This is a genomic window from Flavobacterium sp. B114r (assembly GCF_056824125.1).
The window spans coordinates 1,986,738-2,011,884 of record NZ_CP124858.1 but is presented as its reverse complement, the minus strand read 5'-3'; the positions used below and the strand labels follow the sequence as shown (position 1 = coordinate 2,011,884).

Annotated in this window: 18 protein-coding genes and 2 pseudogenes; 7 read left to right on the top strand and 13 right to left on the bottom strand. The window is 33.4% G+C overall.

Annotated elements, in window-relative coordinates; genetic code table 11:
• The first annotated feature begins 9 nt into the window (after positions 1 to 9).
• The gene (locus tag QLQ94_RS08770; protein ID WP_482499527.1) at positions 10 to 2,196 is read left to right on the top strand and encodes a T9SS type B sorting domain-containing protein; all 2,187 of its coding nucleotides are present in this window, start codon (positions 10 to 12) and stop codon (positions 2,194 to 2,196) included.
• A gap of 91 nt (positions 2,197 to 2,287) precedes the next feature.
• Here the strand turns inward: QLQ94_RS08770 and folK are convergent, their stop codons facing one another.
• Positions 2,288 to 3,421: a 2-amino-4-hydroxy-6-hydroxymethyldihydropteridine diphosphokinase gene (folK, locus tag QLQ94_RS08765; protein ID WP_271338242.1), complete on the bottom strand. Its 1,134-nt coding sequence runs from the start codon at positions 3,419 to 3,421 to the stop codon at positions 2,288 to 2,290.
• 270 nt (positions 3,422 to 3,691) lie between these two features.
• Between folK and sppA the strand changes: the two genes are divergently transcribed.
• The 4 genes from sppA (at position 3,692) to QLQ94_RS08745 (ending at position 10,953) form a co-directional block, all read left to right on the top strand.
• On the top strand, positions 3,692 to 5,449 hold the full coding sequence (gene sppA / locus QLQ94_RS08760) for a signal peptide peptidase SppA (RefSeq protein ID WP_271338243.1): 1,758 nt from the start codon (positions 3,692 to 3,694) through the stop codon (positions 5,447 to 5,449).
• 13 nt (positions 5,450 to 5,462) lie between these two features.
• The gene (locus QLQ94_RS08755) at positions 5,463 to 6,410 is read left to right on the top strand and encodes an alpha/beta hydrolase (protein ID WP_271338244.1); all 948 of its coding nucleotides are present in this window, start codon (positions 5,463 to 5,465) and stop codon (positions 6,408 to 6,410) included.
• A 174-nt stretch (positions 6,411 to 6,584) separates the two neighbouring features.
• The gene (locus QLQ94_RS08750; RefSeq protein WP_271338245.1) at positions 6,585 to 9,212 is read left to right on the top strand and encodes an AsmA family protein; all 2,628 of its coding nucleotides are present in this window, start codon (positions 6,585 to 6,587) and stop codon (positions 9,210 to 9,212) included.
• A gap of 106 nt (positions 9,213 to 9,318) precedes the next feature.
• Entirely contained in the window at positions 9,319 to 10,953 is a 1,635-nt protein-coding gene (locus QLQ94_RS08745) for an IS1182 family transposase (RefSeq protein ID WP_072959494.1), read from the top strand.
• A gap of 75 nt (positions 10,954 to 11,028) precedes the next feature.
• Here the strand turns inward: QLQ94_RS08745 and QLQ94_RS08740 are convergent, their stop codons facing one another.
• Positions 11,029 to 12,108 carry a glycosyltransferase family 9 protein gene (locus tag QLQ94_RS08740; RefSeq protein WP_271336748.1) on the bottom strand — a complete coding sequence of 360 codons (1,080 nt, stop codon included), beginning with the start codon at positions 12,106 to 12,108 and terminating at the stop codon, positions 11,029 to 11,031.
• A gap of 257 nt (positions 12,109 to 12,365) precedes the next feature.
• A complete protein-coding gene (locus QLQ94_RS08735; RefSeq protein WP_271336749.1) occupies positions 12,366 to 13,160 on the bottom strand; it encodes a DUF2797 domain-containing protein in 795 nt (264 codons plus the stop codon).
• 247 nt (positions 13,161 to 13,407) lie between these two features.
• On the opposite strand from QLQ94_RS08735, the gene QLQ94_RS08730 reads away from it, so the two are divergent.
• Complete coding sequence (locus QLQ94_RS08730; protein WP_271336750.1) at positions 13,408 to 14,916, top strand: GH3 auxin-responsive promoter family protein; 1,509 nt, start codon at positions 13,408 to 13,410, stop codon at positions 14,914 to 14,916.
• A 680-nt stretch (positions 14,917 to 15,596) separates the two neighbouring features.
• Here the strand turns inward: QLQ94_RS08730 and serB are convergent.
• The 6 genes and pseudogenes from serB to QLQ94_RS08700 form a co-directional block, all read right to left on the bottom strand.
• The gene (gene serB, locus QLQ94_RS08725) at positions 15,597 to 16,826 is read right to left on the bottom strand and encodes a phosphoserine phosphatase SerB (protein ID WP_271336751.1); all 1,230 of its coding nucleotides are present in this window, start codon (positions 16,824 to 16,826) and stop codon (positions 15,597 to 15,599) included.
• 276 nt (positions 16,827 to 17,102) lie between these two features.
• Positions 17,103 to 17,549 carry a VOC family protein gene (locus QLQ94_RS08720; protein WP_271336752.1) on the bottom strand — a complete coding sequence of 149 codons (447 nt, stop codon included), beginning with the start codon at positions 17,547 to 17,549 and terminating at the stop codon, positions 17,103 to 17,105.
• Between the two features lie 57 nt (positions 17,550 to 17,606).
• On the bottom strand, positions 17,607 to 18,014 hold the full coding sequence (locus tag QLQ94_RS08715; protein ID WP_271336753.1) for a VOC family protein: 408 nt from the start codon (positions 18,012 to 18,014) through the stop codon (positions 17,607 to 17,609).
• A 175-nt stretch (positions 18,015 to 18,189) separates the two neighbouring features.
• Positions 18,190 to 18,594, bottom strand: a pseudogene (locus QLQ94_RS08710) (SRPBCC family protein).
• A 42-nt stretch (positions 18,595 to 18,636) separates the two neighbouring features.
• A complete protein-coding gene (locus tag QLQ94_RS08705) occupies positions 18,637 to 19,041 on the bottom strand; it encodes an SRPBCC domain-containing protein (RefSeq protein WP_271336755.1) in 405 nt (134 codons plus the stop codon).
• An 11-nt stretch (positions 19,042 to 19,052) separates the two neighbouring features.
• Positions 19,053 to 19,463 carry a VOC family protein gene (locus QLQ94_RS08700; protein ID WP_271336756.1) on the bottom strand — a complete coding sequence of 137 codons (411 nt, stop codon included), beginning with the start codon at positions 19,461 to 19,463 and terminating at the stop codon, positions 19,053 to 19,055.
• A 143-nt stretch (positions 19,464 to 19,606) separates the two neighbouring features.
• On the opposite strand from QLQ94_RS08700, the gene QLQ94_RS08695 reads away from it, so the two are divergent.
• On the top strand, positions 19,607 to 20,572 hold the full coding sequence (locus tag QLQ94_RS08695) for a GlxA family transcriptional regulator (RefSeq protein ID WP_271336757.1): 966 nt from the start codon (positions 19,607 to 19,609) through the stop codon (positions 20,570 to 20,572).
• 164 nt (positions 20,573 to 20,736) lie between these two features.
• Here QLQ94_RS08695 and QLQ94_RS08690 read toward each other — a convergent pair whose 3' ends face one another.
• The 4 genes and pseudogenes from QLQ94_RS08690 to clpX form a co-directional block, all read right to left on the bottom strand.
• The gene (locus tag QLQ94_RS08690; RefSeq protein WP_271336758.1) at positions 20,737 to 21,402 is read right to left on the bottom strand and encodes a murein L,D-transpeptidase catalytic domain-containing protein; all 666 of its coding nucleotides are present in this window, start codon (positions 21,400 to 21,402) and stop codon (positions 20,737 to 20,739) included.
• Positions 21,403 to 21,713: 311 nt separating this feature from the next.
• Positions 21,714 to 21,932 (bottom strand): annotated as a pseudogene (locus tag QLQ94_RS08685) (ATP-dependent Clp protease ATP-binding subunit ClpX); the annotation flags it as partial.
• 101 nt (positions 21,933 to 22,033) lie between these two features.
• Positions 22,034 to 23,638 carry a hypothetical protein gene (locus tag QLQ94_RS08680; protein WP_271336759.1) on the bottom strand — a complete coding sequence of 535 codons (1,605 nt, stop codon included), beginning with the start codon at positions 23,636 to 23,638 and terminating at the stop codon, positions 22,034 to 22,036.
• A gap of 148 nt (positions 23,639 to 23,786) precedes the next feature.
• Complete coding sequence (gene clpX, locus QLQ94_RS08675; protein WP_271336760.1) at positions 23,787 to 25,019, bottom strand: ATP-dependent Clp protease ATP-binding subunit ClpX; 1,233 nt, start codon at positions 25,017 to 25,019, stop codon at positions 23,787 to 23,789.
• Positions 25,020 to 25,147: the final 128 nt, after the last annotated feature.

Genomic DNA, 25,147 nt, shown 5'->3' with positions numbered 1-25,147 from the left:
TTTTATAAAATGAAAAATATCAATTTTTTAAAAACAACCACATTATTTTTTATTTTAATCTTCAGTCAATCTTATGCAAATGAGAAAATTAGCACTAGAGATAAAAATTTAATTACGACCGCAAAAGACACTCTCAAATCAAACAAAAACAACAATACAAAAATTAATTTTGCTATTACTCCACCTGTAATTAAAGCAAGTGGAGATCAATTCTATTGCCCGCAAAACACCATAAATATTGTAACTAATATTACAATTACCCACGATCCGCTAGAATCAGGAACAGTAGCAGGGTATATTCAGATTTCTTCAGGTTATTCTAACGGTTTGGATCGGTTAGTACTTTCAAACCCAGCATCACATCCTTCGATCATAACAAGCTGGGACGGTACTGCAGGAAAATTAACATTGTCAAATTCAATAGGAGGCACTGTTTTATATTCTGACCTGGAAGCTGCGATTAAAGATGTTGTGTTCTCTAATACTTCAGCTGCAGCATCAGGAACTAAAACTTTTTCGATAACAATTGGTCAGGCTAATTATTTACCCTCTACACAACATTATTATTTATATATTCCAAGTATTGGCATTACCTGGAATGCTGCAAAAGCTGCCGCAGAAACAAGCACTTATTATGGATTAAAAGGTTATCTCGCCACTATTTTATCAGCTGATGAAGCCAAATTAATTGGCGAACAGGCATCAGGAACAGGATGGATTGGCGGGAGCGATGCCGAAACTGAAGGGGTCTGGAAATGGGTTACAGGACCTGAAGCCGGAACAGTATTCTGGAATGGGGGCGCAAATGGCACAACACCCAATTATGCTTTCTGGAATGCCGGAGAACCTAATAATCAAGGCGGAAATGAAAACTACGCACACATTACACAGCCTGGTGTTGGAATAAGAGGATCATGGAATGATCTAGCAAATACTGGGGATTCAAGTGGCAATTACCAACCTAAAGGTTATGTTGTAGAATATGGCGGAATGCCGGGCGAATTGCCTCTGGAAATTGCAGCAAGTACTAAAATCACAATTCCAACTGTCACAACAACTACTCCAAATTCAGTTTGCGATTCAGGAAGTTTTACACTGAATGCTACTGCAACAACGGGAGCAACAATTAATTGGTACGACGCAGCAATTGGAGGAAATTTATTGGCAACAGGAAATTCTTATACGTCTCCTGTCTTAAATACAACAACTACCTATTATGTTGATGCTGGTTGCGAATCGAACCGAAAAGCGGTTATCGCTACTGTAAACCCAACACCTGCAACACCAATAGCCATTTCTTCGACTGTTTATAATTGTGGCCCGGGAACCGTAACTATTGAAGCTAATTCTAACATTGGTGTTATTAATTGGTTTACATCTTCTATTGGCGGAACGAGTGTTTTTATGGGAAATCGTTTTCTTACACCAACTATTTCAGCCAACACCACTTATTATGCTCAAGCTTCCTACAGCACTTGTATCAACACAGATCGCACGCCTGTAAACATCATATTATACACACCACCTGTTGTAACGAATGAAACTTTGCCTTTGTGCCAATTTCAAAAAGTTACTCTCGATGCGGGAATTACCGGAATGTCTTACTTATGGAATACTGGTGCAACAACTCAAACTATTGAAGTTACTGCCGGCGGAACTTATACTGTAGACGTTACAAGTCCTGCTCCTGAAAATTGTACGAGCCGAAAAACAATCATCGTTAATGAACATCAGGTTCCTCAAATAGACAGAATTGATGTAAACGGGACTACGGCTGTGATTTATCTTAAAAAAGAAGCTGACTATTTTGAATATTCTGTAGACGGTACAAATTTTCAGAATTCTAATACTTTTTTTGATGTACCAGGTGGCTTGCAAACCGCTTATGTAAGAGAAAAAAGTGGTTGCGGACAAACCATACAGAACTTTGTCGTTCTTGTATTTCCTGCATTTTTCACTCCAAACAATGATTCTTATAATGATTTATGGGAGGTAACCGGAATGGAAAATTATCCGCAGGCACAAGTTACTATTTTCGATCGCTACGGAAAATTAATCGCACAGCTTAACTCTTCTGAAATGAATTGGGACGGAACTTTAAACAGAATACCTTTGCCGGCTTCTGATTATTGGTATGCCTTGAAGATTGATGACACCAAACCTGTTTTAAGAGGACATTTTTCTTTGAAAAGGTGAAATAAATTAGAGAATGTGCCAATTAGAGAATTTGATAATTAAAAATAGAGTACAAACAATTATCTAATTCGCACATTTTCTAATTATCTCATTAACCAATCTTCTTCTGGATTTCATTTAATATAAAAAGATAATCTTCGTGTTTTTTGACAAAATCCCGATCCGAAACATCTATAATCAGAACATTCAAATCTGTTTGGGATTTAATATAATCGAGATAACCAGTATTGATTTTATCTAAATATTCTGCCTCAATATTCTGTTCGTATGTGCGTCCTCGTTTTTTAATATTTTGAAGTAAACGCTCTGAATTCTGATACAGATAAACGTACAGATCAGGTTTTGGCATTTCTTTGTAGATAATATCGAACAAGTTTCGATACAAACGATATTCATCTTCTGCTAAAGTAATCTTAGCAAAAATCAACGATTTAAAAATATGGTAATCCGCTACAATGAAATCTTTAAAAAGATCAAACTGCGCCAGATCATCTGATAATTGCTGATAACGATCTGCAAGGAAAGACATTTCTAACGGAAAAGCATATCGGTTTTGATCTTTGTAAAATTTGGGTAAAAAAGGATTATCTGCAAAACGCTCCAAGACTGTTTTTGCATTAAAATCTTCGGCAATTTTTTGTACTAAAGTTGTTTTACCTGCTCCGATATTCCCTTCAAAAGCAATATAATTAAAGTTTTCCAATGCAATTTCGCGCAATGGATTCTTTAAATCCTGAACTACAGTACAAATACTGTCATCTGGCGAAATGGCAATTAACTCTGAAATAGATTTCTGAAAAACAGGATGTTTCCAATCTAATTTTAAATCCTGCATTGGCAACAAAACAAAATTTCTGTTTTGCATTAAAGGATGTGGAATTTTTAGTTTTTCTGAATCAATAATTTCATCATCAAAAACAATCAAATCAATGTCAATAATTCGGGATTGGTATCCTGACTGATTTGACCTGATTCGTCCTAAATGTTTTTCGACTTTTAAAACCTGGTTCAGTATTTTTTGCGCAGATGAAGTAGTATGCAAAACTAATGCGCAATTATAAAAAGCATCGCTTTCGAACCCCCATGCAGGAGTTTCGTACAGTTTTGAAACCCTGATTACGGTCCCTACTTCCTGATGTATCAAATCGATACAACTTTCGATGTTTGCTAACCTGTTTCCCTGATTACTCCCTATTGATAAAACGACTTGATGCTGTGACTTCATAATTAATGCAAATTAACTAAAACTATTTTAGAATTACTCACATTATTTGATTCAAGAATCAGAAGTTTCGAACTGTTTTGGCTTTTTTATTTTCTTTATCTTCTTAAAAAAACTTGAAACATCTTACAAAAATAACCTATCTTTAATTAGAAGTTTAAAAATGTAAAAACCACAAGTATTTCACTTAATTGTATATCAGAAATAATTTGTTTTTAGAGTACATTTGTAACAAATCAGCCTTTTTAGCTACTTATTAAAAAAAATACACTTATGAAGTTTTTAGGAAATGTAATTGCCACAGTTGTTGGTATTTTTGTATTTATTATGTTCTTCTTTTTTGGAATAATTCTTATCGGAGCTATTTTTGGAGGAGACAGTACTGTTTCAGTCAAAAGTGATTCTGTTATAGAATTAAATTTAAAACAAATTCAAAATGATTATGCGGGAAAATACAAAGATCCCTGGGTAACTGTTTTTTCAGACAAAAAAGGTATTGGCTTAACAGATGTGATCAATGCGATCGAAGCTGCAAAAACGGATGATAATATTAAAGGAATTTCAATTCTAAACGATGAATCTTCTTTAGGATTGGCTCAATATAAAGATTTAAGAAATGCACTTGAAAGTTTCAAGAAATCAGGGAAATTTGTTTGGGCTTACGCCAATACTTATTCTCAAAAAGAGTATTATTTAAACTCTGTTGCTAATACAGTTTATATCAATCCGGCAGGTGATCTGGATTTTAAAGGACTTTCGTCTGAAGTAATGTTCTTTAAAGATTTTCAGGATAAATCCGGTATTCATATGGAAGTGATCCGTCACGGGAAATACAAAAGTGCGGTTGAACCATTTTTAGAAAACAAAATGAGTGATGCCAACAGGGAGCAGGTAACGGCTCTTTTAAATTCTATCTGGACAACGGTTTCTACTGACATTTCTAAAAGCAGAAATATTCCTCTTGATAAATTAAATGAAATTGCAAACGGTTTATTGGCAAGAACTCCTGAAATGGCAAAAGCACAACATTTAGTAGATATTATTGCTTATGAAGATGTTTACCACAATGCCATCAAAAAAGCATTAAAGGTAACTGGAGATGATGATTATAACAAAATTTCAATTTCAGATTATACCCAAAATAATATTACGACAGCTTTAACCAATTCAGCAACAGATCAAATTGCTATTATTTACGCTCAGGGCGAAATACAAAGCGGCGAAGGTGATGTTACCGTAATTGGCGAAGGTTCTATGCGTCGTTCGCTGCAGGAAGCCCGTAAAAATGAAGATGTAAAAGCGATTGTTCTTAGAATCGACAGTCCGGGCGGAAACGCTTTAACTTCGGACCTGATCTGGAGGGAAATCGAAATTACCAAAAAAGTAAAACCCGTTGTAGTTTCTATGGGTAATTATGCTGCATCAGGTGGTTATTATATTGCTTGTAATGCGAACAAAATTTTTGCAGAAAGCAATACAATTACGGGTTCTATTGGTGTTTTTGGAATCTTGCCTAACTTTAGTCCTTTGGCAAATAAATTAGGAATTAATACTGAGCAGGTAAAAACACACGAAAACTCAGCAAATTACAGTCCGTTTGTTCCTGTTGATGAAAAATTTAAAGCTTTTACTCTAGAAGGAGTTGAACATATTTACAACACTTTTGTAACGCATGTCGCAGAAGGTAGAAAAATGACTTTTGCTCAGGTTGATGCTATTGCACAAGGAAGGGTTTGGTCAGGAACTGAAGCTTTGAAGATTGGTTTGGTAGATAAAATTGGCGGATTAAATGATGCTATTGCGGAAGCAGCTAAGATTGCTAAAGTAAAATCATACAGTACACAAAATTATCCTGAATACGAAAAAACTTTTAACGATATCCTTTCCGGATTGCCTTTTACACAATCGAAAGAAGCTTTTATAAAAGAAGAAATTGGCGAGGAGAATTATATGCTTATTGAGCAGGTAAAAAGACTTCAAAAACAAAAAGGAGTTCAGGCGATACTTCCTTTTGGATTAAACATTAAATAATTTTATTCTAGAAATGAAAAAGATATTTGCTCTTGTTGCCTTTTTGTTTTTGAGTTTTGTAAATGCTCAGAATAAAAATGAAATCACGTTTAAAGAATCTCCTTTGATCTTAAAAATTAATATCGATCAGATTTTTGGTACGTTAACTACCCCGGATTTAAAAACAAAATATCCGGTGGCATTAATAATTTCAGGATCAGGACCAACAGATCGAAATGGAAATAGTCCGATGATGAAAAACAATTCGTTGAAAATGTTGGCTGAAGCTCTGGCAAAAAACGGAATTGCATCTTTGCGATATGACAAAAGGGGAATTGGCGAAAGCAAAGCTTCTGCTGCTTCTGAACAAACGCTGGTATTCGAAAATTATACTCAAGATGCCAAAAGCTGGATTAATTTATTAAAACAGGACAAACGTTTCTCTGAGGTAATTGTAATTGGACATAGCGAAGGTTCATTAATAGGAATGATTGCCGGAGTAAAAGCAAACAAATTTATTTCTATTGCCGGCCCTGGAGAATCTGCTGATAAATTGATTAAAGCGCAAATTGCTTCTAAATCTAATAAACAAATAGAGGAAATGACTTTCCCGATTATTGACAGTTTAAAAAGCGGTCACTATGCACAAAAAGTTAACCCAATGCTTAACTCTCTTTTCAGACCAAGCATTCAACCGTATTTAATCTCGTGGTTTAAATACAATCCGCAAGCAGAAATAAAAAGCTTAACTATTCCTGTTTTAATTCTGCAAGGAAACAAGGATTTGCAAGTAACTGTTAAGGATGCAGAGCTTTTATCGCAAGCCAATAAAAATGCTGAACTTTTGATTGTTGAAAATATGAATCATGTCATGAAAACAATCACAGGTGACAATCAGGCCAATATAGAAAGCTATAATAATGAGACTTTGCCTATCTCAGAAATCATGACCAATAAGATTGTTTCTTTTATTAAAAAATAATCAAAATCATAAAATCATTAAAAATCCGTTTGAATCTATATTCAGACGGATTTTTATTTTTAACAGATTAAAGTATATTCTTATATTTTACAAAAACTTTATTAACGAACTCAGTCAAAAAAAACTATTTTTGCACGGGTCAATTAGCAATTTCAAACACTCAAAACTATTTATATGTTAAAGAAAATTTTAAAAATTACTGCCATTGTTCTCGTGGTGATTGTTGCCGCATTATTTGCCATTCCGTATTTCTTTAAAGATCAAATAAAAGCTAAAATTGCTGATGCGATTAACGAAAGTGTTGATGCCAAAGTAAGTTTTGCAGATGCTGATTTAAGTTTGTTCAAGAACTTTCCTAACGCAACTGTTGGAATCAATAAACTGGTAATCATCAACAAAGCTCCTTTTGAAGGCGATACGTTGGTTTCGCTGGGCGAATTGAATTTGAAAATGAGCATTAAAGAACTTTTTAAAGGAAAAGATGAACCTTTGAGCATTCAGGGGATAAGTTCTACTAACGGTTTGATTAATATCATTTTTAATCAAGACGGTGTTGGGAATTTTGATATTGCTATAAAAGACAAGAAAGAGACAAAAAAAGATGATGCAAGTAAACCTCTTTCTTTAAAAATCCAGAGCTATAAAATCGAGAATTTCACTTTTAGATATATTGATCAGCGTTCTAAAATAAAAATGGTTATTGATAGCTTAAACCACGAAGGAACTGGGGATTTTACAAATTCAAAATTAGATTTGACTACAAAGTCTACTGCTAAAGTTTCTTTGGACATGGATAAAATCAATTACATGAAAAATGTAAAACTGACTTTAGATGCTGTTTTAGGAATTGATTTAGAACAAAGTAAATATACATTTAAAGAAAACAAGGCTTTAATTAACCAATTGCCTTTAGAATTTGATGGTTTTATTCAGATGGTTGATGCAGGTCAGATTTATGATTTGAAATTCAAAACGCCAACTTCATCGTTTACAAACTTCTTAGGATTAATTCCTTCGGCATATGCTTCAGGATTAGATGGTGTAAAAACAACTGGCGATTTTACTGTTGCCGGTTTTGCAAAAGGACAACTGACAGATACTACGGTTCCTAAATTTAATATTGCAATTGCATCCAACAACGCTTCTTTTCAATATCCTAACTTACCAAAATCAGTTCAGAATATTGTAATCGATACAAAAATCATCAATGAAACAGGGATTCTAAATGATACTTATGTTAATTTAGACAAACTGTCTTTTAGAATTGATCAGGACGTTTTTAATGCTAAAGCAAACATTAAAAACATAACTGTAAATCCTTTTGTTGATGCGGCTTTAAAAGGAACTATAAATTTGGCTAATCTTTCAAAAGCATATCCAATTAAAATGGATAAACCTTTAGCTGGAATTTTGAAAGCTGATGTAACGACACAATTCGATATGGCATCTGTAGAAAAAAGCCAATATCAAAACATTAAAAATGCCGGAACGATGAGTTTATCAGGATTTAAATATACTGATGAGAATAATAAATCAATGAATATTAGTACGGCTTTGGTAGAATTTAATCCGAGTACGATTAACCTGAAAAAGTTTGATGCTACAACCGGAAAAAGTGACCTGAGCATTAATGGCGTTTTAGAGAATTTCTATGGTTTTATGTTTAAAAAACAAGAACTGAGAGGAAACTTTAATATGAGTTCAAACCAGTTGGCGGTAGATGATTTTATGACTGCAGGTGAACCTGCTAAAACCGGAACTGCAACTGAGAAAGAAGGAGAAACAAAAGCAACATCAGCAAAACCTGCTGAAGCAATGAAGATTCCAGCATTTTTAAATTGTACCATAAATGCAAAAGCAACTACGGTTTTATATGACAATTTGAAACTGAAAGATGTTTCAGGCAGATTGATTGTGAAGGATGAAAAAGCAACCTTAGAAAACTTTAAAACATCTATTTTTGGAGGAACAATTGGTTTAACAGGAACGGTTTCTACCAAAACAAAGGTTCCTACTTTTGACATGAATTTAGGTTTTAATCAAGTTGATATTGCGCAAACTTTTACGCAATTGGACATGATGAAAAAAATTGCGCCAATTGCCGGAATCATCAATGGAAAATTAAATTCTACTATAAAATTAAACGGAAATCTTGATGCTAACGAATTGACTCCGGATTTAAAATCTATCTCAGGGGATTTGATCGGGCAATTGCTTTCTACAACTGTGAATACTAAAAATTCAACTGTTTTAAATGCCTTAACTTCAAACATTAAGTTTATTGATATGAACAAGGTGAATCTGAATGATATTAAAGCTGCGTTGACTTTTGAAAACGGAAAAGTAAATGTAAAACCATTTGATATTAAATATCAGGACATTAAAATTACTGTGGGCGGAACTCATGGTTTTGATCAAACAATGAATTACAACTTAAAATTAGATGTTCCTGCCAAATATTTAGGAACTGAAGCTAATGCTTTTATTGCAAAAATGTCTCCGGCCGATGCTGCAAAACTGCAAAACATTCCGATAAACGCAATGATTACGGGTAACTTTTCTAATCCGAAAGTTTCTACAGATATGAAAACTGCCGTAACTGCTTTGACAACTCAATTAGTAAATCAGCAAAAAGACAAGCTTACGCAAAAAGGTACTTCGGCTCTTAATGATCTGATCAATAAGAATACAAAAGCAAAAGATACCACAAAAGCAGCTGAAACTGAAAAAGAACAGAAAACACAGGAAGTTACCAAAAAAGCAAGTGACTTAATAAATGGCTTGTTCAAGAAGAAAAACTAGAACTGAACCAGAATAAAAAAAAAGAAGAGGCTGTCCGAAAAGTAATTTCGGGCAGTTTTTTTTTGTTTTACACATTGATTTTTCTTATATTTAAGTACTAAAATCAATGATTATGCAGCCAGTTTTTAAGCCTCATTCGGTTCACCAGCAAGATCTTTTTCCATTGAATTTAAATGATCTGATCCCAGAGAATCATTCTGCCCGATTAATAGACAGTGTTGTTGAACAGTTGGAAATTTCCGAGATTATATCACAGTTTAAAGGCGGTGGAAGATCCAGCTACCATCCTAAGATGTTATTGAAAATATTGTTTTACGGATATCTCAATAATACCTATTCCAGCCGAAAGCTGGCTAGAGCCGTGAAGGAGAATATATATTTTATGTGGCTCTCGGGAGGACTTCAGCCGGATTTTAGAACTATCAATGACTTTAGAGGAAAAAAATTAAAAGGGAATATCGAAAAACTTTTCAGCCAGGTCGTTCTGATGATGGTAGATTTAGAGCTCATTAGCCTGGAGAGACAATTTATTGATGGTACTAAAATAGAAGCCAACGCACATAAATACAGCTTTGTGTGGAAGAAAGCAGTTGAAAAACATAAAGACAGGCTTCAGGGAAAAATCGATGCTGTTCTGGCAGATATTGGTCAGGCTATCGAGTCAGACATTATGCATACTGATAACCAAACTGATACCAAGGTAGACAGTAAGAAATTAGAAGAAAAAATACACGAGATCAACCAAAGTGAAAAAAAGCAGAAGCTGAGTAAACAGCAGAACAAATCACTTCAAAAACTCGAGAAAGAACAGCTTGTAAAACTTAAAGAATATGAGAAACATCTCGAAATTCTGGGGGATAGAAACAGTTATTCGAAAACCGATACCGATGCTACTTTTATGCGCATGAAAGAAGATCATATGGGCAACGGACAATTAAAAGCGGGTTATAATATTCAGATTTCTACAGAAAATCAAATTATTACACATTACTCCACCCACCAGACTTCTACTGATTTTACCACATTAAAGACTCACTTAGAAGGATTCAAAAGCAACTACGGCAAACAATCTGCAAAAGTTATAGCCGATGCGGGCTATGGAAGTGAGGAAAATTATCAACTCCTTGAAGACAAAGAAATTGATTTTTTTGTTCCCTACAACATGTACCGTATCGAAGAGACCCGTAAGCATAAAAACAATTTATTCCACGCACAAAACCTGTTTCATAATAATGAGCAAGACTTTTTGGTTTGTCCAATGGGGCAGCAAATGCCTCGTATCTTTACTAAGAAATCAAAAACTACAACTGGTTTTGAACAGTATCATTCGGTATATGAGGCTTTAAATTGCGCAGGATGTCCTCTGCGGGGGCAATGCTTTAAAGCTAAGGGGAACAGACGGATAGAAATTAATCACAATCTTCAAAGACTGAAATTCAAGGCAAGAGAGAATTTAGAAAGTGAATTGGGCAGGGAAATTTATAGTAAAAGATGTATTGAACCAGAGCCGGTTTTTGGTAACATCAAGCAAAACAAAGGATTTAAAAGATTTACACTTACCAAAACAGCCAAAGTAAATACTGAATTTGGCCTGATTGCTATTGCTCACAACTTTTCTAAATGGATCGCTAAAATCCGTTTGGGCAATTTTAACCTCATTTTTGATCTCGTAGAAGCTTTAGAAAAGTTTATAGAAGACCATTTTAGCCCAAATTTACATTTTTCAAGAAACACTCTGTAAATTTACTAGTATAATAAAAGAAAGAGGTCGTCTTTTCAGACAACCTCTTCTTTCTTTTACTTTATATGGGTATAATTACATAGCATCAGAATAGATACTTAATTTTCCGTTGTTTAAAATTGAATTTATAATTTTAAAATACTCTTTCTTAGTAGACAAATTAACATCTATTGCGATACTGGAATTATCATAAGGTTCATATTTTTTGATGTTTGATACCGAAAATAATCCTATTGTTGGGGTCTGAACTGAACTTGCCAAATGCATGATACCACTATCAGCTCCTATAAATAAATCGGCACTGGCGATTATAGCTCCAATTTCACGAATGTCTTTACTATAAAATGTAGGGGCTTTAAAGCCAATTTGCGAAACATTTTCTACAGGCAATATTTCAATGATATTATAATTTTGATATTCATCTTTGAGTTGTGCATAAAAATTCTCCCACCACTCTTCTGACAAACATTTTTCTCCGGTTGCATACGTAAATATGCAAATTGTTCTCTTAGTATTGTGTACGATACTATTTATAATATTCTTGCCATTAATAATTTCAGCCGACGATAATTTAAGATCGAGCGGAGCTACTATTTTATTACTTTTTGGAAATCGGAGTTTGGTTAAATAATATCGGAAGTTGTAAACGGGGTATTTCGCGATATGGTCGTAATCATTTTTTACATTTTGAGATTCCTCAGCAGAGTCTCCGTAAAATTTATATTTAGCATTAGAGAATTGAACTGCTAAACGTCCTGAAGAAGAGTTTTGATCTACGTTGATCGCAATATCATATTTTTGTCTTTTTATTGAAATCCATACATTAAGATATTTCAATAAATTTTTGAATGGCTTTTTGGGCAGGTCGATTATTTTATCAATATTATCATAGTTCTCGAAAATAATTGGAGCTAATGTTCCCTTAACAAACAAATCGACTTTACAATTTGGAAATATTTCTGTGACTTCCTGAACGAGTGGTGTAATCAATAATAAGTTTCCTAATCTTCCGTTTGGCCTGCAAATCAAAATTCTTTTAATATCGGTTTTATCAACTAAAATGATATCTTCTTGTGAACTTGCTTTTCCAATATTCTTAGTAAGATTGCGCATTAAGCTACGCCTGAAAACATTTATTTTTTTTAAGATACCCATCCTGATAAATAATTTAAGATTATTAAATCTTCCTTTAAATTTTAAAAAAATTAAAAAATTGAACTAGCTCAAAACTAGCTTCTTTTATTTTTTAAAATTAAATTCTTTCAATAAGCAATTATTACAAAATTGTAATCAAATGTATCAACATTCACATCTTCAACTACTTAAATGAGATTTAAAAATACAAAAACTATATCATAAACAAAAGAATATTAGACAGTTAGGCAATAACAATAGACGACTGCCCCATAAACCTAGACGTTAATTGTAACAACATATCCTTCTGAACTTCGAACATTAAAAACAGTTCCGTCTTCAAAAATTAAGTACTGACCTTTGATTCCTGTTAATTTTCCCTGAAAAGACGGAGTCTTATCCAAGTTTAAACTTGCCACTTTTGCCGGATAATTTAACACCGGATAATGCAGCTCATATAAGTCATTTTTTTGCGAGTAGAAATATTCCTTGGCTTCATCCGGAATTAAACTTTCTACTTTTACTTTTTCAGCAAGTAAGTCAAAACTGCCGCTTGTATTTTGGAGCATCTTTCTCCAATTGGTTTTATCTGTATAATGATCTTTTAGAGCCACCTCAGTAATTCCCGCCAAATATCGATTAGGAACCTCTACAATTGCAATGGCTTGTGTTGCTCCCTGATCGATCCAACGTGTTGGAACCTGAGTTTTACGTGTTACACCTACCTTTACTTCACTAGCCAAAGCCAGATATACAACATGAGGCTGCAATTGTACCTTTTGCTCATATTCAAGATCACGATCAGCAATTCCTAAATGAGCTGTACTCAATTCAGGTCTCATAATCCAGTCACCAACAGCGGGACTTGAATAGAAACAATCATAACAAAATCCCTGGCGGAATATCTTTTTCTTCTTATGACAATTTAAACATTCATATCCTGCAAAATTAATCTCAATCTCTTTGTTCAAAAGTTGGTTCATGTTGAGAAAACTATCTTCGAAAACCAAATAATATTGAATTGGGTTTCCTATTTCAGTTTGCATTTTTGTAAGTACGCCTTGGTATGTCATTATATTTTAGATTGCTGATTTTAGATTACAGATTCTTACATGGGTTGCGAATTCTAATTTTAGAATTCAATAGTATTAAGAATCTTTAGTAAAAATAGAATGGTTTTTTTTACAAAAAAACACTATTTTTGATACAACGGCAAAGTTAGTATTTGTCGATCGATATTCAAATTTTATATTTTTTGATTTTCGCTTTAATCGTAAATCTAAAATCTAAAATAAGCAATCTAAAATCTAAAATTTACCCATGCCGTTATCAATAATCAACTCGTTTGCCTCTTGGGTCCTGAAACAAAGGATACATCAAATAGAACTTTTTCTAAAATATCCCAATGAAGTCCAGGAAGAACTATTGCATAATTTATTGACGGCGTCTGAGAATACGGTTATAGGACGACAATATGGTTTTGAATCGATAACATCGTATGCAACTTTTGCTGAAAGAGTTCCTATTGCGACTTATGAGGAATTACAGCCTTTGATCGAGCGTACGCGTCAGGGAGAACAAGGCGTTTTTTGGGAAACTCCTATAAAATGGTTTGCCAAATCTAGCGGAACTACAAATGCCAAAAGTAAATTTATTCCGGTAAGTACTGAGGCGCTGGAAGATTGCCACTATAAAGGAAGTAAAGATTTGCTTTGTTTGTACTTGAATAACAATGAAGATTCTGAATTGTTTTTAGGAAAAAGTCTTCGCCTGGGCGGAAGCTCTCAGATTTACGAAAACAACAATACTTTTTTTGGAGATTTATCTGCTATTTTAATTGAGAATATGCCTATTTGGGCTGAATTTAGCAGTACACCAAGCAATAAAACTTCGTTAATGAGCGAATGGGAAGCTAAAATCGCTGCCATTATAAACGAAACAAAAAACGAAAATGTAACCAGCTTTGCAGGGGTTCCGTCCTGGATGTTGGTTTTAATGAATAAGGTTTTAGAAAATACAGGGAAGCAAAGTTTATTGGAACTCTGGCCCAATCTGGAAGTTTACTTTCATGGAGGCGTGAGTTTTTCTCCTTATAAAGAACAATACAAAAAAATATTACCTAGCAAGGATTTTAAATATTACGAAATATACAATGCATCAGAAGGTTTCTTTGCCATTCAGGATCTGAATAATTCGAGTGATTTGTTGTTGATGCTGGATTACGGAATATTCTATGAATTTATTTCAATGGATACTTTCGGAACTCCTAATCAAAAAGTGATTCGTCTGGCCGATGTTGAATTGGATAAAAACTACGCGATTGTTATTACGACTAATTCAGGATTGTGGCGTTATTTGATTGGTGACACGGTTCGTTTTACATCTTTAAATCCTTATAGAATTCGAGTTACCGGAAGAACAAAACATCATATTAATGTTTTTGGGGAAGAATTAATGGTCGAAAATACGGATCAGGCGATTGCTAAAGCTTGTCAGCTTACCCAAACAGAAGTTATCGATTATACGGTTGCTCCTATTTTTATGCAGGACAAAGAAAAAGGCGCTCACGAATGGATGATCGAATTCAAGAAAAAACCTGCTGATGTTGGTCTTTTCCAGAAAGTTCTGGATGAAACGTTGCAGACTTTAAACTCTGATTACGAAGCAAAACGCCAGAACAATATGACATTGAATCCTCTGGTGATTAATGTCGCTCGTGAAAACTTATTTTATGACTGGCTAAAGGAACGTGATAAATTAGGAGGACAGCATAAAATCCCGAGACTCTCGAATCAAAGGGATTATTTGGAGCAGTTGAAGGAGATGTAAATCTTTTATGTTGCCACGAATTTCACAAATTTTCACGAATTATATATTGCCGGCGCAAGCTCGCGAATGTATAATGTTGCTTTGAATAGCCACTAGCTTCAGCTAGTGATACAAAACACACCTACCATTGGCTTTAGCCAAACTCTTTTGTACCCAATAATTTGGCTAAAGCCTAATTCATTTATATTAATTTCCCTCCAGCTAAAGCATTAGACTATTCAAAACAAAACTTCACGTTGGCGCGAGCGCGATGTCATTAAGCTAAGTACTTTAGAAAATAAATCAATCTCGCAAAGGCGTTAAGACGTAAAATTTAAGCACAATATGTCATTTCTCCTCCGTCGAAATGACAAAAAACTCTAAATTCTGTTTTCTACATCATATCAATATTTCTATTAATTCAGAATAAAACCACTTATAAAAATTAAAGTTTAATTAATACTTCAATCCCACTAAACCGCATGAGGGATAGAAGTGGAAATCCTTTTGTGCCGGTCCCGAGGCTTCGGGAGGCACAAAAGATTAAAACAGATAGCCCGACCCGCCTTTTTCGGCGGGACATGCCCATAAAAAAACCTTAGCTTTATTGAAAAACTAAGGTCTAATTTATTTTGATTGTCGAGTTACTTGCGAAGATTCTTCGTTCCTCAGAATGACAAACTGTATGTTTATGAGACACGTTACATCATATCAATATATCTGTCGTGATATCCTAATAAATATAAAACTCCGTCAAGTCCTAAACTTGAAATTGAGGTTGAGGCACTTTCTTTTACTTTTGGTTTTGCGTGAAAAGCGATTCCTAATCCGGCTAAATTTAGCATTGGCAGATCGTTTGCTCCGTCACCAACTGCAATAGTTTGGTTGATGTGAATTCCTTCTTTTTCGGCGATGGCTTTTAGGTATTCGGCTTTCTTTTGACCGTCTACGATTTCGCCTAAATATTTACCGGTTAACTTACCGTCTTTTATTTCTAACTGATTGGCATGAACATAATCGATACCCAATTCTTTTTGCAGATATTCTCCAAAATAGGTGAATCCTCCGGAAAGAATTGCGGTTTTGTATCCGTAATATTTTAAGGCTTTCATCAAACGATGTGCTCCTTTTGTAATTGGCAAATTGATGGCAACATTTTGCAAAACATCTTCGCTTAAACCTTCTAACAAAGCCATACGCTGTTTGAAACTTTCGTTGAAATCTATTTCGCCATTCATGGCAGATTCTGTAATGGCACGAACTTGTGCTCCTACTCCGTTTAGTTCTGCCAGTTCGTCGATAACTTCAGTCTGGATTAAAGTAGAATCCATATCAAAACACACCAAACGACGGTTTCGTCTGTAAATATTATCTTCCTGGAACGAAATATCAACATTCAGGGTTCTTGAAATCTCCATGAAACTTGCTGTCATGATGATCTTGTTTACAATCTCACCCGTCACGGACAATTGTATGCAAGAACGCGGATATTCTTCTTTTTCTACAATAGATGTTCTTCCTGTTAGTCTTATAATAGAATCGATATTCAGGTTTTGATCTGACATTATTTTAGTTACGGCTGCCAATTGTGAAGCTGCCAGTTTTTCGCCTAAAATATTGATGATGTAACGTTGTTTTGATTGTGATTTTACCCATGTTTCGTAGTCTTCTACAGAAATAGGAATAAATTTAACCTTAACGCCCAATTCATAAGCTTTGAACAATAAGTCTTTTAAAACTGGCCCTGAACTTGAACCGGCTTCGATCTCGAACAAAATTCCCAGAGAAAGTGTGTCATGAATATCAGCCTGACCAATATCCAGAATATTGGCATCATAAGTTGCCAAAACGGCTGTTAAACCTGCTGTCACTCCTATTTTATCATGTCCTGAGACTTTTAATAAAATAATCTCTTTACCTTCTATTGCCATTTTATCTATTGATTTTAAGAAGCGACAAAAATCGGCAATCTAATTTTGATAAAAAAGGATATTGTTTGTTTTTTTGAAAAGAAAAAGCACATAAGAATGTGCTTTTTGAAATAATTTAACAATTATGTTCTGCTATTAAAATAACGTAACTTTTTAGTTGTCTCGAATTAGAAATAATTCATAAAAAGAGGAACTAAATTAATATTGATACTATTTTTTCTTCGCGAATTAAATCATTGTAATTCGTGAATTCGCTGCAAAAAATTATTTATAAGATTATTTCATAGGTTCTGATTCATCAAAATTTACCATCCAGCTTACGCCGAATTTATCTTTGAACATTCCGAAATATGCTCCCCAGAATGTTTTATTCATTGGCATATAAATTGTTCCGTTTGCCGAAAGTCCATTGAAAATCCTATCTGCTTCATCTGTACTTTCGACATTGATAGATACTGAAAAGTTACCTCCAAGAATGACATCTCCGGATTGTTGATTACTATCACTTCCCATTAAAATGGTATTTCCAATGGGTAGTGAAACATGCATTATTCTGTTTGCATCTTTATCTGAGACTTCCGGACAGCTTCCGCTTTCGTCTGCGGGCATGTCTTTAAATTTTCCGATATACGGAAATTCACCTCCAAAAACTGATTTGTAAAACAGAAATGCTTCTTCGCAATTTCCGTTAAAAATTAAATAAGGGTTTACTGATGTTGCCATGATATTTTTCTTTATTGTTTTGTTATATTCTTTTCTCTATTCTCTTTATTCTTTTCTCTATTCTCTTTCTTCATGATCCATAAATAAAACATTCCAGCGATGACCGTCTAAATCTGCAAAACCGCAACCGTACATCCAACCCTGACTATCGGCCGGAGGCGCAAAGACAGTTCCGCCCGCTTCTTGTACTTTCTTTGCCAATTCATCCACTTCTGAAATACTTTCGGCATCAATCGAAATCAAAACTTCTGAACTTGATTGTGTATCTGTTAATTTGTTTTGCGAAAAACCGGCAAATAACGATTCTTCAAAAAGCATCACCACAAATTTTCCTTCACCAACGACCATGCAAGTCGAACTTGGCGTGTCGTGTTCTTCATTAAAAGAGAATCCTATTTTCGAAAAAAAAGCTTTTGATTTTGCCACCTCTTTTACCGGCAAATTCAGCCAAATTTGTTTTGTCATATTTGTTGCTTTTAGATTATTTTTTTAAACCCTATAAGTGATGTAAGATAATTTAAGTTGGGCTAATTTATTTTGCTCGCAAAGACCCGAAGTCGCAAAGTTTTTTAAGTAATTTCTATTTTTTTAAAAGAACTAAAAACCTTTGCTTCTTTGTCTTTTTGAACCTTAAGAAAAACTAATTCTGCTCAACATAACTTTTAAAATTATTCATGATTGCCTGCCATCCTCCGCGTTGCATTTCTTCCGGGTTTTGTGTTTCAGGATCAAATCTTTGGGTGACTTCTACTCCATTTGGGGTTGCTGCAAAATCAATTTTTACTTTTCTCCCATCTTCTAATACATATTCAATTGTTTTGTTTTTTTCTATTAAGGTGTATTCTCCTCCAAAATCAAAACTCATACTGCTATCTTTTGCAGCCATAGTCGATTTGAATTTTCCGCCTTATCTTAAATCATTTTCAGCATAAGGTGTGTGCCATTCCGGAGATGCAAAACTCCATTTTGTAATATGTTCCGGCAATGTCCAAAATTCCCAAACTTTATCTATTGATGCATTAATCGTGCTTTGTACTGTTATCATTGTATTTATTTTTATTTCTTCAAATTAATTTTTCTGCTGCTATTAGACGCTTTCAACATATTTTTTAAAATTATCAATAACTGTCTGACACCACTCTTTCTGCATACTTTCGGGATCTTCTTTTGTTGGCTCAAAAGTTTCTGTAATTTTTACTTTATTTTCATTTATTTCAAAATTCACTTTTCCTGTTCTGTTGTCGAATAGTTTATATTCTATTAAAGATAAGTTCTCAACTTTAGTATATATCCCTTCAAAATCAAAACTTAGACTTGTGTCTTTTTTATTCATTTTGTATTTGAATTTCCCTCCTACTTTCAAGTCACTTTCTACATATGATGTATACCAATCGTCTATAGCAATATTCCAGTTTTGAATATGTTCTGGCAACGTCCAGTATTTCCAGACTTCATCTATCGATGCATTTATAGTATTTTGTACCGTTATCATATTCTATATAATTAACTCATTTCCGGGATCTCACTTTCATTCATATAGAAAACTTCCCAATGGTGTCCGTCTAAATCCAGAAAAGTACGATGATACATCCAGCCATAATCTTGTGTTTTCATATATTCTGATCCGCCGGCTTTAATGACTTTCTCCATCATTTCATCGACTTTGTCACGTGCTTCGAGTGAAACTGAGATAATAACTTCACTTGTTGTAGCTGTGTTACAAATTTGTTTATTGGTAAAAGTTTGATAAAACTCTTCGGTTAAAAGCATTGCATTTATATTTTTACCAATAACCAAACAGGTTCCTTTTTCATTTGTGAATTTTGGATTGAATGAGAAACCCAGTTGAGTGAAGAATGCAATTGACTTATTTAAATCTTTTACAGCAAGATTCAAGAAAATTTTTGTTTCCATTTTTATATAAATTTACAAATTATTTAAAGCAAATTTAAAATATTACAGCAAGCTTAATGATACATTAGAAGTCATCTTTAGGGTCATTTAAGACAAAATAATTACTTTTGTGTACAACGTAACTTTGCAAAAACCACAAAATCATGAGTAAGAAAGTAGGTTTAATTGTACCTCACGACTATAAATTATTGAGTATCGCAGCAATTTTAGAAGTTTTCGAAACTGCCAATAAGCTTTCTAAAGGTGACAAAAAATCTTTTGAAATTATGTTATTTCAATCTTCGGAACAAATTAATGAAAAGCTTTTGTTTGGATATGAAGTAAATTCGATTGAAACTTCAGATGAAATGCTGGACTTAATTTTAATCCCTGCTTTTACCACTGATAATATGAATGAAATGATTGCTAAAAACAGGCTTTTCATTCCGTGGTTAAAAAAACAGCACCAATCCGGTGCCGAATTAGCAAGCTTTTGTACCGGTGCGTTTTTGTTTGCTGCTTCAGGATTATTAAACGAAAAATTAGCCACAACACATGTAGATGCCTGTAGTGCTTTTACAAAAGCATTCCCGTTAGTCAAATTAAAACCTGAAGAAACTTTAACGGCTGACGGTAGTTTATATACCAGCGGTGGCTCTACCTCAACATTTCATTTATTGATTTTACTGGTTCAGAAATATTGCGGAAACGAGATTGCTGTTCAGATTGCCAAAATTTTCTCAATAGATTTAAACCGATACAAACAGAGTTATTTCAGCACATTCAGACCCAATCATTTGCATAATGATACGCTGGTTGCCATGTTACAGCAAAAAATAGAAAATCAATATAGTACGATCGAAAAACTGGAAGAAATCACAAAAGATATCCCAACGAGTGCCAGAAATATGACACGAAGATTTAAACAAGTAACGGGAATTCCACCAATTGAATATTTGCAGAATATTAGGGTTGAAAGTTCTAAAAAATACCTGGAACAAACCCAACTTTCAATTTCTGAGATCATTGAGAAAACGGGGTACAATGATCCAAAAGCATTTAGAAAAGTATTTTTTAAAATGGTGGGAATGAAACCTATTGAATATAGAGAAAAATTCAGGGTACAATAATTTTTTTGAGGAGCAGAAAAAAATCATTTTCAAAACACCAGTTGTCCTGCTCTCCACTATATCTTTTGCTGTGAACCACACAGCAAAAGGATGCCGTTTCGATCAGGGCTATACGAGAAATTTCATTTTCATAAAAAGTTCAGGTAGAAAAGCTGAAACTACGTTTAAGACTTAATAATCCACATTAAAACTTTTTTATTTTCCTGCAAAAGCTTATCAATTTCTTTCATACTTTCATTAGAAACTGCAGGACAGCCCCAACCTTCCGGAGTTCCTTTAGGATAGACTTCATCATTTGAAATGGCTTCCCAGGAATGCAATACTATTGCACGGCTTCTGGCCTTTGAGTTTGTTTTTTCTTTTCCCTGCAAAACATAATTTACTTTTATCCCCCACTGACTTACGCCACGGTCCAAAACAACAAATTTACCTATCGAAGAACAATGAGAATCAAATTCATTACTTATTGACGCATTCTCTTTCGACATTGTTGCGCCCCATTTATTATCGCCACAACCATGACTGACTATATACGATTTGAGAATTTTATTCTCATTAAAGTCATAAACAAAAAATCTTTTTAATCCGGAATGCATTCCTAAATCAATCAGGAAAAATTTATCCTGATTTAGGTTGTTGCGTTTACAATAGAGTTGTGCTTCATTATAATATATGCTGTAATCAATATCTTTAATCTCACTGCGAGGTTTTTCCCTGGCTATTTTTTCTGCCGTTTTTTCTACGTTAAAAACATTTACCTCCTGAACATCTTTCTTTTTATTACACGATAGTAATAGTGCCAAACTTATTACTGGTATTATTTTTTTCATGCTGACAATTTACATAAAAATATAGAAATGAAAATGGCATAAAAAAACCTGCTCAAATAAATGGAGGGCACTGAAAAAGTAACCGTTTATCAAAAGAGGCTGTTTTCAAATATGAAAACAGCTTCTTTTTCTTTGATATCCTCGGATAGGTGACGGAGAACACTTTCGTACAGACGATTCTCAGAGCCTCTATTTTACTTATAAAATTACCTTTTTAACTTTAAAGGACTTTTTCAGTGCCCTCAATAAATGAACAGGCCTTTTTTATAAAATTCGACAAAGTTTGAACTTTGATAAAGTCCTTTCAAGATTTAAGAAGCAATTTCCATGCGCTTCAATAAATTTTTATTCAAAGTATGTTTTGCATAATCCTGATCGATTGTCAAAACTTTATCGTCTGAACTTGGTAATTCGTACATAGCATCTGTTAGGATAGCTTCGCATAAAGAACGTAATCCACGAGCTCCTAATTTGTATTCTAAAGCTTTATCTACAATAAAGTCAAGGACTTCATACGTAATGGTGAATTTACTTGATTATCAAAACAGTTTTCAGCTATCTTTTTTTTGTATAGCAGACACATAGAATTATAACAGTTCTTACTGTCTGTAGGCAGGTCATTTTCTTATACTTAATCTAAATTCACTTTGACAATTACATCACCTGAACTATTATTTGTTTGGTTAATTTCAAACACAATTTCATTTTCAGAGATCTTAAAAAGGCGATGTCTTTGTAACATATATTTTTTAATGTCATAATTTTTAAAGTCCTTATTATTAAATATTTCTCCTCCATTTACACTACCATCTGAATCAGAAATTTTCACAACACTCATATATTCATCATGACCACCAAATGCAGCATCGGGATTTTTATCTAAAGGCAAATTGATGTTATGAATATCGTCTACAAAAATAAAATAGTAATTATTATTTGAATTTACATACCAAGAAGATTTTACATCTACTTCTTTTTTAGGAATTTTATTCAACCAGACAACATTCCCATTAGTTTTTACTTTGGAAACTATTAGATCCATATAAAAATCAATATCACGCCCATTTGGAGGTGCATAAGTGTATTTTTGCTCACCAATAAAAACAAAATCCCCATTTTCGCATATATATACATTTTTTAAGAACACTTTGTATAACCCATTACTTTCTCCCTTTGTGTGGGGCTTATCAATATTTTTTTGCTCCTTTTCACTACGATATTTTTTTAAGACATCTAAAGTAAATTCACTGAAAACCTTATCATAGATTTTTCCCTCAGGAGAAATCTTAAAGCCAACATATCCATCCGTATCCATCACATCAGAAGATCCATCACTGTATGTGCCTCCACAAACCATAAGATTTTTTGGAGTTACAAACAGGCTTAAATTATTGATTACATTCTCGTTATCTTCAATTTTTACAGCATTTATTGTTTTACCTTCAAACTTTATACTACAAATTTCATAATGAAAATTTGCAACAAGATCTTTCTTATTCTTTTTATCATTACGGCTATCATCGTGAAATACTTTTGCTACCCAATAAAAATCACCATTATTATCTAATCTAAAATTACTGCAATTAACTTTATTTTCATTATAAGGTAGTGCAATTTCACTTGCGGAAATTTGATTTAAATTTTCATCAAATACTTTTACACCAATAATCTGACTAGACTTTTTATTCTCAGGATTTTTTATATAATTAACTGCAATACTTTTTTCATTGCTAGATTCTGTTAAGTTAAAATATAAAAAATCGCTATTATAACCTGACACTTTACCATCTACTTGCAACAATAACTTAGGTGCGCCAACGAATTCACATTTATCAAAATCAATTTCCGCACTAAAAACTTGTTCTTTTTTGGCATCTCCATCCCAAGAAGAATAAAAAACAAAATACCTATTATTAAGTTTTATACAGTTCACAAGAAAGTAATTTTTAGCAAAAAACTTTTCAAATCTGTTTTCTTTTATCACTGTCAGTTTTTCAGAATCAATTTTCTTGACCATAATCACTCCATCATAAAAGTTACATGATAAAATTTCCTTCCCATTTGAAAAAGCAAAACTACTTCCTCCTAATGAATTATATAAAGCACCTGAATTTTTACCTGACTTAAAAGGTTCACTTATTTTTTTTGTATATTTTTTCGGGGTGTTGTCTTGAGCAAAAGCTGTTAGACAAGTTAAACAGATACTTAGAAAGTATAATTTTATTTTGAATTTCATTTTGATTTAGGTTATTATTAGTGGTTAAAGTTTATTGTTGAATTTTGACGTAAATTAACTGGAAATTTCTTAAATATTTACTTATAGAACAAAAAAAATCTGCTCCTTTGACAGAGCAGATTTTATAAAATATCTTTTTACTGATAATCTAAGAAGCAATTTCCATTCGCTTCAATAAATTTTTATTCAAAGTATGTTTTGCATAATCCTGATCGATTGTCAAAACTTTATCATCTGAACTTGGTAATTCATACATCGCATCTGTTAGGATTGCTTCGCATAACGAACGTAATCCACGAGCTCCTAATTTGTATTCTAAAGCTTTATCTACAATAAAATCCAATGCTTCGTCAGTAATATTAAATTCAACATCATCCATTAAGAATAATTTTTGATATTGTTTGATTAAAGCATTTTTAGGTTGTGTCAAAATTGCACGCAAAGTTTCTCTGTCAAGAGGATCCATATGTGTCAAAACTGGTAAACGACCGATAATTTCAGGAATCAAACCAAAGTCTTTGATATCTTTTGGAATGATATATTGCAATAAATTGTCTTTATCGATATTATCTACATTTTTCGAAGTTGAATATCCAACTGCCTGACGGTTCAAACGTTTAGAAATAATACGTTCTACACCATCAAAAGCACCACCTGCAATAAACAGGATATTTTGGGTATTTACCTCAACAAATTTCTGGTCCGGATGTTTACGTCCTCCTTTTGGCGGCACATTTACAACTGTTCCTTCTAATAATTTCAATAATGCTTGTTGTACACCTTCACCAGAAACGTCACGTGTTATGGATGGATTATCGCTCTTACGGGCAATTTTATCAATTTCATCAATAAATACGATTCCTCTTTCGGCTTTGGTTACATCATAATCTGCAGCTTGTAGTAAACGTGTCAAAATACTTTCGACATCTTCACCCACATAACCTGCTTCTGTAAGTACGGTTGCATCAACGATAGCCAAAGGAACGTCTAACATTTTTGCGATAGTTTTTGCTACCAATGTTTTTCCGGTTCCGGTTTGACCTACCATAATGATGTTACTTTTTTCAATCTCTACTTCGTCGTCTAATTGCTGTTGCATTAAACGCTTGTAGTGATTGTAAACCGCAACTGACATTACTTTTTTAGTCTGATCCTGACCAATAACATATTGATCTAAGAAAGCTCTGATTTCTTTTGGTTTCTTTAAAATTAAGTCGCCAACAAGTTTAGCACTTCCACTTGATTTTAATTCTTCTAATACAATTCCGTGTGCTTGTTCAATACACTTATCACAGATGTGTGCATTAATACCTGCAATCAATAAATTGGTTTCTGGCTTTTTTCTTCCACAAAACGAACATTCTAATACTACTTTAGCCATTCTTCTTTAGTTACATAAGTCGCAAAGTTACTAAGTTTCTGATATTTACCAATAAATCCTCAAAAACTTAGCAACCTATTAACTTTTTATTTTTGTTTCAAGTTTAAAAAAATGGTTTCAAGTTTCAG